Below are 11,602 nucleotides of genomic sequence, written 5' to 3'. Positions count from 1 at the left end.
CAGCATCGGAGATGCAGCCGCCCTCTCCCGCAACGCCGAAATGAGATTGACCTGCATGAACGCCGCACTCGCCAAAAAGAAGATCACCGTCAGCACGGTGGACCAAGCACACCGCCTGCTGAACGCGGCCGTGGAAGAGTTCCAGCGCGAAGCCGCCGTGGACAGACTGCATGGGGTCCTGGTCACAAAGACAGGTCCAGGGCAGTACATCGTGGAACTGACCGACCAGGTGCCCTACGGCTTCACCGAAGAACTCGTCGCCATCGCGGCCTTCTAACCCCGATCCACGTCTACCTTAGCCCCAGGGAGTAGGCCGGTGATGTCCCCCGGCGAGGGTGCTGCTAGGCATAGCTGTCCGCCCGGATTCGGCGGGCTTCCCCGGTAGCAGCACGTGACGCGCTGGGAGGCCGAACTCATAGACGGCTGTGGGTGGCTTCCAGAGCTGTCCGGACGACGTGGGTCAGCGTCCCGGTTTGCTGGAGATGCCGGCGCTGGTACTGGGCACCGGTTCCCCTGCTCACCAGTTGTTTGAGCAGCGCTTTGACTTGCTGGTCGTCTCCGCTGTCGACCAGTGCCGGCGACAGGTGATCGATGAGCGCCTCGAGTACCTGACCAACGGGGCGCGGAACCCCGCGTTCCGGATCGAGAAGTTCTCCGGCAATCCCCGACCTGCTCGCCCGCCATCCCGCCAGCCTCAGCACGGCTGCGGGGACGGGAACCGGCGGCACTCCCACGCGCCATTGCCTCGCAGCCGTTTCGACCAGGGCCCGGCACAGGCCCGCGATCAGTACCGTGTCACCGGGATGGAGGCACACATCGGCGACGCGGATCTCCACGGTGGGATAGTTGCGGGACAGCCGCGCATCCAGGTAAAGCATGGCCTCGTCGAGCGGCACCCGCGTATCCAGCAGGGCCCGCAGACGCTGACGATACGCGTCGGCGCAGCCGTAAATCTCGGCCGGCCCCGCCATCGGCCACCGCGCGAGAGACTGGATCCGGTAGCTCTCGTATCCGGTGTCCCGGCCCTGCCAGAACGGCGAGTTCGTGCTCAGCGCGCTCAGCACGGGAAGCCAGATGCGGATCCGGTCCAGGACGGCCACGCCCTCCTCGTCCGACTCCACCCCGACATGCACATGGCAGGCACCCGTCAGCTGCTCGCGGGTGATCAGGCCGAACCTTTCCCGCATCGCGTCCACCCGCGGCACGCCGGACAGATGCGGCGTGAACGGAAGAACCGGCGTTGCCAACGCGGCCGCCCGCACTCCCGCTCTCTTGGCCAGCCTGTCGGCCAACGACCTGCCCGCGGAAATGTCCGCAGCCAACTCCTCGAGCCGCGTATGCACCGGACTTATGACCTCAAGCTGCTCCATCTGCAGCTCCGACACCAGCCGGATCCCGGAGTCCGGAAACCGGCCCTGGCTGAGGACCTCTTCCACCCGGGGCACGACCTCCCCGGTCTCCTCATCGACCAGCAGGAGTTCCTCTTCGACGCCGAAGGTACGCACCGCACCAGCTTAGACATTGACGCTGATGCACCTCACGTCCTCTGTCCATGAACGACGACGGTCATCAGCTTTTTCGGCCGTTCCCCTTTCCGGGTCCGAAGGTGGCGGGCTTAGCCGCTTGCGCGCACAATCAGGGTGGGCGCAAGTTTGGTACTGGCCACGGTGCCGCCGCCGATCAGGTGCTGGAGCGTCTGGAGGCCCTGGCGGCCGATTTCGTGCATGGGTGAGCGGACGGTGGTGAGGTTGACGCCCGCAGCCAAGGGGGTGTCGTTGAAGCCGGCCAGGGCGATGTCGTCTGGGACCCGGATGCCGCGTTCCTGAAGCACCCCGAGGGCGCCAATGGCGGCGAAGTCGTTGACCGCGAAGATGGCTTCGGGCTTCTCCGGGTGAGCGAGCAGGCCGATGGCAGCCTTCTGGCCGGCGGCCGCATCGAAGCCCCCATGGATAATTCTGTCTTCCAGAACATTGATCCCTTTTTCGCGCATCACGTCCAGGAAACCACGGGTACGGTCCTGGGATGTGGAAGTCGTGGGGTCGCCGGCGATGACCCCGAAGCGGGTGCGTCCGGTGGATATCAGGTGTTCGGCAACAAGCCGTCCGCCGGCGTAGTCATCGCAGGTTACCGACAGGTGCTCTCCGCAGGTGCGGTTGATCAGCGCAAAGGGCACGCCGCGGCCCTTCAGCTCTTCGAGGTAGGGCTCGGTCAGATGGGCATCCCCAAAGATCAACCCGTCCGCCCGCCGCTCGAGCAGCATCTCGGCTTTGGCCCTCTGGGTTTCCGCTTTATCCAGGGAGTTGGCGACGACGGTGAAAAGACCTTGCTCGGTGGCGGCCTCATCGACTCCTTCGTACATGGTGGCCAGAACGAAGTCCTGCAGGCGCGGAACGATCACTCCCACCATGTTTGAGCGCGCGGTGCGCAGCGAGGCTGCATGCGGGTTGCGGGTGTAACCGCGTTCGCGGGCCAGGGCGAAGATCCGTGCGGTTGTTTGGGCGGAGGCCCACTTCGAGTCGGGCCCGGCCGGGTCGTTGAGCACCCGGGACACCGTTGAGACGTTGAGCCCCAACTCCTTGGCGAGGACCTTGAGCGTGACCGGTTCAGCAGCAGCCATGTTTCCGTCGTGTTTCCTTCCTGCCTCCGGCGTAAATTCTTCGTGAACGTGTTGCGCCTCACATCGTCTTCCCATACTATCTTTTGCAGCGGCTTACACAAACGTTTGCGGCATACGTTTGCCTCAATCGTTTGTGTAACGAAGCACACGAACATAGGGAGTTTCGGGCATTGGCTCACATTCAGATTTTTGGAACCGGCGGCACAATCGCCTCCCGGAAGGGCAGCGGCACCGGTGCGGTTGCATCCGACAGCGCTGAGGTCCTGCTCCTGGGTTTGTCAGGCAGGGACAGCGTCGTATCCCAGGACATCCTGACCACCGGCAGCTACCGGCTCGGCTTGGGTGATCTGCGGACCATTGCCGAATTCGTCAACAAATCCCTCGAGGACGAGCAGGTGGACGGGGTGGTCGTCACCCACGGCACCGACACCATGGAGGAGACTGCCTTCCTCCTGGATCTGGTCCATGATTCACCCAAGACCGTGGTCCTGACCGGCGCACAGCGGACGGCAGACAGCCCCAATCCGGACGGTCCGCGCAATCTGGAGGAAGCCGTGCTTGCCGCAGGATCGCCGGAGCTGCGGGGAGCAGGAGTCCTCATCGCCTTCAGCGGTTACATCCGATCGGCGCGGGGAGCGCGCAAGGCCCATACGACGGCGGCCAATCCCTTCGCCGGAGGATGCGAAGTCGCGCACATGGCAGGCGATGAGCTCATCGTCACCGGCCTGCCGCTCACGCGCCGGCCCCTGCCGCTGCCGTCATCGGCGTTCGACACAATCCGCGTGGAAATCGTCACCGTCTATCCCGGGGCGACCACGGAACTGTTCGACTATGCCGTAACTGCCGGGGCCGACGCAATCGTCCTGGCGGGATCCGGCGTCGGCAATGCAGGCCCCGGCTTTGCCGAATCGGTCGCCTCTGCCGTGGCGCGAGGATGCCCCGTCGTGCTGAGCACACGCACGCCCTGGGGACCGGTCGTGCCGACCTACGGCAACGGTGGCGGTACCGACTTGGTGAGCGCCGGAGCCGTGCCTTCAGCAGACCTGAATCCATTCCAGGCGCGGATCCTCGCAGCCCTTCTGCTTTCCCACGGAACGTCCCCACGGGACTTTCCCCACGTCTTTTCCCTCTACCGCTAACCCTTCATCCCTCAGGAGGAATTGTGTCCAAGAAGATCTATGTATCCGTCGGCATTGATGTCGACGCCGTCGGCGGCTGGCTGGGCTCCTACGGCGGCGAAGATTCCCCCGGCGACATTTCCCGCGGCCTCTTCGCGGGGGAAGTCGGCGTTCCCCGCCTGCTGAAACTGGCCACGGACCGGCAGATGCCCGTCACATGGTTCTGGCCCGGCCATTCAATCGAGACTTTCCCGGAGCAGTTCGAGGCAACCGTCGCTGCCGGCCACGAAGTCGGCGTCCACGGCTACAGCCACGAAAACCCGATCGCGATGACCCGCAAACAGGAAACCGAGGTTCTGGACCACTGCATCGATCTGTTCGTCTCCCGCACCGGGAAGAAACCAGTCGGCTACGTGGCACCCTGGTGGGAATTCTCCCCGGTGACCAACGAGATCCTGCTCGAGCGCGGCTTCCTGTACGACCACTCCCTGATGCACAACGACTTCAGCCCCTACTATGTGCGGGTCGGCGACAACTGGACCAAGATCAACTACGACGCCGACTCCGCCCAGGAATGGATGAAGCCACTGGTCCGCGGCCAAGAAACCGACCTCATCGAAATTCCCGCCAACTGGTACCTGGATGACCTGCCTCCCATGATGTTCATCAAGGGCAGCCCCAACAGCCACGGCTTCGTCAGCCCCCGGGATATCGAACAGCTCTGGAAGGACCAGTTCGACTGGGTCTACCGCGAGATGGACTACGCCGTCTTCCCCATCACCATCCACCCCGACGTCTCCGGCCGTCCGCAGAACCTGCTCATGCTCGAGCGGCTCTTCGACCACATCCAGGGCCATGACGGCGTCGAGTTCGCCTGCATGGAAGACATCGCCCGCGACTTCGCCAAGCGCAACCCCCGTTAGGAACCAGTATGAGCACTCCACCCACCCTGTCCCGGCCGGCGCCTTCGGCAGTCGAGCCCTGGAATACACCGATTACCAGGAAGACCATCACCTACGTCTCGGTCGTCTGCTTCATCGCCTGGGTCGCCTCCGTCTACGACTTCACCCTCTTCGGCACCCTGCTGCCCGTCATCAGCGAGGACTTCGGCTGGTCCACGGCCGAGGCCACCGCCATTAACACCTTCGCCACCATCGGCGTGTTCATCGTCTCCCTGGTGGTCGGCACCATCCTGGACAAGCTGGGACGCAAGAAGGCCCTGATCCTGCTAATGATCGGCGGCGCGGTCGCCTCCGGGCTAACCGGCGCCGTCATGGGCGCGGTGAGCCTGATCATCATCCGCTCCTTCTCCGGCTTTTCCATGTCCGAAGAGGTCGTCAACGCCGTCTACCTCAACGAGATCTATAAGAAAGCCAAGGGCCGCGGCCTGCTCTACAGCCTGGTGCAGGGCGGTTGGCCGATCGGCGCGCTAATCTCCGCCGGCCTGTCCGCACTGCTGCTGCCGGTCATCGGCTGGCGCTGGAGCTTCGTCGTCGCCGCCGTGCTGTCCCTGATCGTCGTCGTCATGGCGCTCAAGCTGCCCGAATCACCCACCTTCGCCGCCATGAAGGAGGTCAAGCGCCGCCGTGCCGCCGGCGACATCGAAGGCGCCAATGCGCTGGCGGCCGAACACGACCTGGAAGAAGGCAGCCACCATCAGGCCCGGCTCCGCGATGTCTTCACGCCCCAGCTGCGCCGGCATACGATCTGCCTGTCATTGGCGTGGTTCGCGAACTGGATCGGTATTCAGGTGTTCGCGGTCCTGGGCACCACGGTACTCGTCGAGGCCAAGCAGGTCTCCTTCGACAACGCCCTGGTCATCCTCGTGCTCGCGAACGCCGTCGGATTCTGCGGCTACGTCTTCCACGGCTGGCTCGGCGACCGCATCGGCCGCAAGCTCACCGTCGTGCTCGGCTGGACCGCCGGCGGCACCGTCAGCCTGATCATGCTGCTGGGCCCGGGAACGGAAGCCTTCATCATCCCCCTGTACGCGCTGACCCTGTTCTTCCTGACCGGTCCGTACTCCGCCCTGCTGTTCTACATGGGCGAGTCCTTCCCTGCCCACGTGCGCGGCACCGGCACCAACGTCGCGCACGTCATGGCCCCGATCGGAGGCATCGTGGGCTCCGGCCTGCTCAGCATCCTGCTCACGGCAGGACTGCCCATGGTGACCGCGGCAATCCTGACCGGCTCCCTGTTCATGCTGCTCTCGGGTCTGTTCATGCTCGGAACCCGTACCACCAACCGCATCGGCGACCACAAGAAGGCACAGGAGGTTTCGGCATGATCCGCGACGACGGACTTGAAGGAAAGGTCGCGGTCATCTCGGGCGGCGGCAGCGGCATCGGTCAGGCACTGGCCGTCGCGTACGCCCGCGCCGGCGCCCACTCTGTGGTCGGCTACCTGCCAGCCGACCCGCACGACGTCAACGAAACCGTCCAGGCGGTGGAAGCAGCAGGAGGCAAGTGCGTCCCGGTGCCGGTGGATGTTCGCAGCATTAACGGCACCGAGACGCTTGCTCAGACCGCGCTGGACGTCTTTGGCCGGCTGGACATCTCCATCGCCGCCGCCGGAATCCTGCGCCGGGCAGCGCTCGAGGACATGACCGACCAGGCCTGGGACGACATGATGGCCGTGGATCTCTCCGGCGTAATGCGCACCTTCCGCTCATGCGCCACCCGCATGGACGGGCCGGGCGCGATGGTCGCCACCTCCTCCATCGCCGGAGGAGTCTACGGCTGGGAGGAACACAGCCACTACGCGGCCGCCAAGTCCGGACTGCTGGGCATGTGCCGGTCCCTGGCCGTCGAACTGGCCCCACGCAAAATCCGGGTCAACACCGTCATCCCGGGACTGATCGAAAGCCCGCAGTCCCTCGACGGCGTCAACTCCCTGGGCCGCAAGGGCCTGGACGAGGCCGGCCGGCTCATCCCCTGGGGCCGCGTCGGCAACGTCGACGAGGCAGCCCGGGTGATCCGCTTCCTCACCAGCGACGACTCTGCCTACGTCACCGGCCAGCAGATCATCGTCGACGGCGGCCTCACTGTCCGCTGGCCCTCCTGACTGAACCGCTACGACAGGATATGAACATGAACCAACTCACTGGAAAAGTTGCCGTCATCACCGGCGCCGGCAGCGGCATGGGAGCGGCCATCGCCCGGCTTTTCGCCCAGGAAGGCGCGTCCCTGGCTCTGCTGGATCTGAACGAACAGCACGCCAAGGAAATCGCCGCCGAATGCGCCGGTTATGGGACCAACACCTCCTACCACGCCGCGGATGTCACCGACAGCGACGGGGTGCGGGCGGCCGTGGTTGCCGCCGCGGCCGAACACGGGGGCATCGACATCCTAGTCAACAGCGCCGGCATCCTTGACGAGACGCCCTTCCTGGAGATGAGCCCGGAGACTTTCGACCGCACCCTCGAGGTGGACCTGAAGGGCGTCTTCCTCAGCTGCCGGTGGGCCGCACCGGAAATGGTCAAGCGCGGCGGCGGACGGATCATCAACATCGCCTCACAGTTGGGCATCAAGGGCGGAGTCAATCTGGCCCACTACACCGCGGCCAAGGCCGGGGTCATCGGGTTCACGAAGTCGCTGGCGCTGGAACTGGCCCCGCACCACATCCTGGCCAATGTCATCGCCCCGGGCCCGATTGTCACCCCGTTGATCGACGGGCTCTCCCCGGACTGGAAGGCCGCCAAGCAGGCCGAGCTGCCTATCGGCCGCTTCGGGCAGGCCCATGAAGTGGCCCCGACCGCGCTGCTGCTGGCGTCCTCCCCCGGCGGCGACCTGTACACGGGTCAGACTCTCGGGCCCAACAGCGGCGACGTCATGCCCTAACCCGGAAGAAAGAAGCAACCATGTGCGGAGCCTGCCCCGGCGGAACGGCCGTCTCCCGTCTCACGGCTTATGCCAATCTCAACGGACTCACCTCTGAGGTAACCGCCCTGCTGCAATGTGCCGTCGGCAGCCGCATGACGCTCTCAAGGTTCGGCGGTCGGTGGGTGCTGCGCAAGCGCACCGGACAGCAGTTCATCGCCAGCGAACTGGAAGCAGTGGCCGGCCACATCGCACGGACAGGGGCCGTGGACTGGGAACAACTCCAAGCCGCGGCAGAGATAACCGTGGAGCCGTACGCGGCCGGCCCCTGGCGCACGTCACCGTACGATGCCGGGTTCAAACAAATTCTGGACACACCGCCGCAGCGGGCGGACCCGACGCTGGATGCCCGGCAGTTTACCGTCGCGCTACTGGTCCACGCCAGCAACGCACTGGCGGCCTGATCGCTGTTCAGGCCGCTCTTGGCTGGGCAAGCGGCCCGCGGAGCAGGAATAGAAAGCCTGCACCCAAACGCTGTGCCAGGGGGCCCGCTCACATTTGATGGGCGGGCCTTCCCTTCACCCCCACAAAACTGAAGGAGGCCTTCGTGCCGAACCATGCTCCCCTCTGGAACCCTGTCCGGATCGGTTCGACAGAGATAACCAACCGTATTGCGCTGGCGCCCATGACGCGTATCAGCGCCACCGAAAACGGACACGCTACCGAAAGAATGGCTTCCTACTACGAAGCCTACGCACGCGGAGGCTTCGGACTGCTCATCACCGAGGGCATCTACCCGGACACCGCCTACAGCCAGGGCTACCTTTTCCAGCCCGGCATCGCGACTCCCGAACAGGCCCGGTCCTGGGCGAAAATCGTCGAGGTCGTCCACGCCGCCGGGGCGAAGATTTTCGCCCAGCTCATGCACGCGGGAGGTCAGGCCCAGGGCAACGCGTTCGTCGATTCCTCCGTCGGCCCGTCTGCCATCGCCCCCAAGGGCGAGCAGTTGGCCTTCTACCGCGGAGAAGGCCCCTATTCCGTCCCCTCGGAAATCACGCCAGACCAGATGGACGAAGTCCGCAGAGGCTTTGTCGCCGCTGCCCTGCGGGCCAAGCATGCAGGCTTCGACGGCATAGAAATCCATGGCGCCAACGGATACCTGATCGATCAGTTCCTCACCGACTACCTGAACAAAAGGACGGACAACTACGGAGGCTCGTCCGAAAACCGGGTACGGTTCGCGGCCGAAATCTGCCGCGCCGTCCGCGACGCGGTCGGTTCGGACATGACGGTGGGAATCCGTATTTCCCAAGCTAAGGTCAGCGACAACGAGCACAAGTGGGGCGGAGGAGAAGAAGAGGCGAAGACGATATTCTCCTCGCTGGGAGCCACCGGGATCGATTACATCCACACCACCGAATACCGTGCCACTGCCCCCGCCTTCAACGACACCGGGGCATCCCTGGCCACGCTCGCCAAGCGGCACTCCGGGGTAGCGGTAATCGCAAACGGCAACCTGGACCATCCGGAAACCGCGGCGTCGCTGATCGGCGACGGTGCGGCCGATGTCATTGCGCTCGGCAAAGCGGCCCTCGCCAACCGCAACTGGCCACACCGTGTGAGGAACAACCTGGACCTCGACGAACTCGACGGAAGCCTCTTCGCACCCGTAGCGGACGTCAAGGACTGGGAACTGGAGCTGCCAGCATAGGGATCAGCCCTCGAACTGGCTGGGCAATACCCACCCACGGGCGAGAGCGGCACATATGCAGTGGGCAATAGTGCTTCTACAATGGGCGTGGCCGGCACAGGCTGCGTGTACCGCTCGATTGAGGGGCGTAGGGTCAATCCCCGCGCCCCTCAACCAGTTTTGGTCATCAGCAGGTTGTCTTCGCGGAACTCACGGCCGACTACCCGAATGCAGTTACGGCCAAACCGAAGGCAAAGAGCCCGTAGGCCAAGGCGAGAGTCAGCAGCGCCAACGGGCAAGTAGGCAGGAGGAACGGGGCCACCCAGACCCATGGCAGCTGCTGCCGCAGCCGCGAGGTGTCGGCATTTCGCCCCTCCGGCGCCAGTCTGTCAATGCTCCTTGGAACCGCATTGTGCTGCGCTGCCCGTATTCTCGAGGGCATCCGGCGAAGGGTCTGGCGGCCCATTAGCTGCTGCGGGCAAGGCCGCCGCCGTCCTTGAGGGACGGCGGCGGCCTCTGCGTTGCGAGGGCGGTGGGCTAGAAGCCGGGGCCGCCGAAGTGCTCCTGGGTGTATTCGCCGGCGGTGACGGTGCCGGCGTTTTCGGCGCCGTCGGTGCTGCCTTCGGTGCCGCCGGTGTAGACGGTGTAGGTGTCGCCGGCGGTGATGTCCGCGCTGGAGTAGACGAGGGAGGCGGTGTCCTTGGCGGGGGTGAAGGAGGCGACGATGTTGCCGTCGGCGTCGACGATCTGGATGAGCGTTCCGGCGGACACGGCGGATCCGAAGGTCACCTGGACGCCCGACTGCTTCGAGGAGTCCGACGGCGTTCCCGCCATGCCTGCGCTGCCGGCGGCGGCGAGGGTTCCGCCGTCGACGGTCAGTTCGCCGTTCACGTCCAGCGCGCCGTTGCCGTCGCTGGTGGGCCCGTTGACGGTCACGGTGCCGCCGGTGATGCTGGCGTTTCCGTTGGAGTCCAGGCCGTCGCCTTGGGCGTTGATGGTGAGGTCTCCGCCGGTCACGGTGACCGAGTAGTCGCCGACTTCCATCGAACCGCCGCCCCCTCCGCCGGGGCCGCCCATCGGAGCGCCGGCTCCGCCCTGCGTCGCGGTGGTGGCCGTGGAACCGCCCGCCGCGTTCACGCCGTCGTCACTTGAAGTGACGTCCACGCTGCCGCCGTTGATGACGATGTCCTGCGCCTCGACGCCTTCCACCGACTCGGTGATGTTCACGGTTCCGGCGTTGACGGTGAGCAGGTTGGCCGCTTTGAGGCCGTCGTCACCGGAGGACGCCGTCAGTTCGCCGCCGTAGACCGTTAGCCAGCCGCGGCCTTCGTCCTCCTCGTTGGTGGCCCTGACGCCGTCGCCGGCGGCTGTGACGTTGTAGCTGCCGCCGAGCAGGACCAGGTAGTCCTTGCCCACAATGCCGTCATCGGCCGCGTCCACCGTGACGTTGCCGTCGGCCAGGACCAGTCCGTCCTTGGAGGTGATGCCGTTGTTCGAGTTGCCGTTGACCGTCAGCGAGCCGGTGCCGGCGATGGTCAGGTCCGCCATCGAATACAGCGGGGCGTTCGGCGCGTCGGTCCCGGTGTCGGAGTAAGTCGCGGCGTCGGTGAGGCTGTTGGAGCTGCCGTCCTCGAGGAAGACCAGGGCTTCGTTGGCGGAGTTGACCACGAACGGCGAACCGGTGTTGCTGGTGAGTTCGACGCCGTCGAGGATGACGCGCACTACGTCCTCCTCCCCCGCGGCGATGACGACCTGCCCGTCGGACAGGCTGCCGGAGAGCCGGTAGGTGCCGGCCGCGGTGATGGTGACGGTGTCGCCGTCGACCGTGACGCCGTCGCCCTCTGCGGTGCTGGCCGCGTCGACGAGAGTCACCGACACCTCGTCGGTGGCGTCCCAGATGAGGTCGTCGGCGTCGAAGTGGGTGTCCTCCGTGATGGCATCGGCGCTGGCGGCGGCGGTGGAATCCTGCGTTGTACCGGCGGCTGCGGCGGTGGCCGACCCGGCTGTGTTGCTGCTTGAGGTGGACGTCGTGGACGCGGCTGCGCTGCAGCTGGCCAGTGACAGGGCGAGGGCCAGGGCCGCTATCGAGGTTTTCAGCGCGGCGGCACGGCCGGTGGTCCTGCGGCCCGATGAGATGGAGCTAGTCAGGCCGGCAGAGGCGGGGTTGGGCCGGCTGGCAGAGGTGGGGTTGGACGGAGTGGCAGAGGTCGGATTCGTGCGGACGGAAGTGGTGGGGTTGGGCCGGCGGAAAGTGGCGAAGTTGGGCATGGGAGTTCCTTTGAAGGTCTTGGGGTAGGTGGCTCGAAGCGGGACGCTCGAAGCAGGCGTCCGAGGTAGGTGTCTGAGGGGATCGGCTTGA

11 protein-coding genes are annotated in these 11,602 nt (G+C 65.5%); 8 read left to right on the top strand and 3 right to left on the bottom strand.

Features of this window, described 5'->3' with window-relative positions:
* Positions 1–55 precede the first annotated feature (55 nt).
* Positions 56–277, top strand: a complete 222-nt coding sequence (locus AHIS1636_RS08130) for a hypothetical protein (protein WP_264795322.1) — start codon at positions 56–58, stop codon at positions 275–277.
* A gap of 136 nt (positions 278–413) precedes the next feature.
* On the opposite strand, the gene AHIS1636_RS08125 is transcribed toward AHIS1636_RS08130, so the two are convergent.
* On the bottom strand, positions 414–1,505 hold the full coding sequence (locus tag AHIS1636_RS08125; RefSeq protein ID WP_264795321.1) for a glutamate--cysteine ligase: 1,092 nt from the start codon (positions 1,503–1,505) through the stop codon (positions 414–416).
* A gap of 110 nt (positions 1,506–1,615) precedes the next feature.
* On the bottom strand, positions 1,616–2,617 hold the full coding sequence (locus AHIS1636_RS08120) for a LacI family DNA-binding transcriptional regulator (RefSeq protein ID WP_264795320.1): 1,002 nt from the start codon (positions 2,615–2,617) through the stop codon (positions 1,616–1,618).
* A 170-nt stretch (positions 2,618–2,787) separates the two neighbouring features.
* Here AHIS1636_RS08120 and AHIS1636_RS08115 point away from each other — a divergent pair, with 170 nt between their 5' ends.
* The 7 genes from AHIS1636_RS08115 to AHIS1636_RS08085 all read left to right on the top strand — a co-directional run bounded on the left by AHIS1636_RS08115 (position 2,788) and on the right by AHIS1636_RS08085 (position 9,264).
* A complete protein-coding gene (locus AHIS1636_RS08115; RefSeq protein ID WP_264795319.1) occupies positions 2,788–3,756 on the top strand; it encodes an asparaginase in 969 nt (322 codons plus the stop codon).
* Positions 3,757–3,779: 23 nt separating this feature from the next.
* Positions 3,780–4,658 carry a polysaccharide deacetylase family protein gene (locus AHIS1636_RS08110; protein WP_264795318.1) on the top strand — a complete coding sequence of 293 codons (879 nt, stop codon included), beginning with the start codon at positions 3,780–3,782 and terminating at the stop codon, positions 4,656–4,658.
* Between the two features lie 8 nt (positions 4,659–4,666).
* Positions 4,667–6,022 carry an MFS transporter gene (locus AHIS1636_RS08105; RefSeq protein ID WP_264795317.1) on the top strand — a complete coding sequence of 452 codons (1,356 nt, stop codon included), beginning with the start codon at positions 4,667–4,669 and terminating at the stop codon, positions 6,020–6,022.
* The gene (locus tag AHIS1636_RS08100) at positions 6,019–6,798 is read left to right on the top strand and encodes an SDR family NAD(P)-dependent oxidoreductase (protein WP_264795316.1); all 780 of its coding nucleotides are present in this window, start codon (positions 6,019–6,021) and stop codon (positions 6,796–6,798) included. The genes AHIS1636_RS08105 and AHIS1636_RS08100 overlap by 4 nt, the downstream gene beginning before the upstream one ends.
* 26 nt (positions 6,799–6,824) lie before the next feature.
* Positions 6,825–7,574, top strand: a complete 750-nt coding sequence (locus AHIS1636_RS08095; protein WP_264795315.1) for an SDR family NAD(P)-dependent oxidoreductase — start codon at positions 6,825–6,827, stop codon at positions 7,572–7,574.
* 134 nt (positions 7,575–7,708) lie between these two features.
* Positions 7,709–8,017 (top strand): hypothetical protein, encoded by a 309-nt coding sequence (locus AHIS1636_RS08090; protein ID WP_264795314.1) that lies wholly within the window; start codon positions 7,709–7,711, stop codon positions 8,015–8,017.
* Positions 8,018–8,160: 143 nt separating this feature from the next.
* Positions 8,161–9,264, top strand: a complete 1,104-nt coding sequence (locus tag AHIS1636_RS08085) for an oxidoreductase (protein WP_264795313.1) — start codon at positions 8,161–8,163, stop codon at positions 9,262–9,264.
* Between the two features lie 516 nt (positions 9,265–9,780).
* Here AHIS1636_RS08085 and AHIS1636_RS08080 read toward each other — a convergent pair.
* Entirely contained in the window at positions 9,781–11,511 is a 1,731-nt protein-coding gene (locus AHIS1636_RS08080; RefSeq protein WP_264795312.1) for a carbohydrate-binding domain-containing protein, read from the bottom strand.
* Between the last annotated feature and the right edge of the window lie 91 nt (positions 11,512–11,602).

Origin of the sequence: Arthrobacter mangrovi (assembly GCF_026011795.1) — a bacterium.
In the GTDB taxonomy this organism is placed as follows: domain Bacteria; phylum Actinomycetota; class Actinomycetes; order Actinomycetales; family Micrococcaceae; genus Crystallibacter; species Crystallibacter mangrovi.
The sequence above is the reverse complement of the archived record's forward strand: the minus strand, read 5'-3'. Positions and strand labels throughout refer to the sequence as shown.

Bases quoted from the DNA above. Each gene is read 5' to 3' on its own strand.
- AHIS1636_RS08130 (WP_264795322.1), top strand. From the start codon at position 56: ATGAACGCCGCACTCGCCAAAAAGAAGATCACCGTCAGCACGGTGGAC.
- AHIS1636_RS08120 (WP_264795320.1), bottom strand. From the start codon at position 2,617: ATGGCTGCTGCTGAACCGGTCACGCTCAAGGTCCTCGCCAAGGAGTTG.
- AHIS1636_RS08105 (WP_264795317.1), top strand. From the start codon at position 4,667: ATGAGCACTCCACCCACCCTGTCCCGGCCGGCGCCTTCGGCAGTCGAG.
- AHIS1636_RS08100 (WP_264795316.1), top strand. From the start codon at position 6,019: ATGATCCGCGACGACGGACTTGAAGGAAAGGTCGCGGTCATCTCGGGC.
- AHIS1636_RS08095 (WP_264795315.1), top strand. From the start codon at position 6,825: ATGAACCAACTCACTGGAAAAGTTGCCGTCATCACCGGCGCCGGCAGC.
- AHIS1636_RS08090 (WP_264795314.1), top strand. From the start codon at position 7,709: ATGACGCTCTCAAGGTTCGGCGGTCGGTGGGTGCTGCGCAAGCGCACC.
- AHIS1636_RS08080 (WP_264795312.1), bottom strand. From the start codon at position 11,511: ATGCCCAACTTCGCCACTTTCCGCCGGCCCAACCCCACCACTTCCGTC.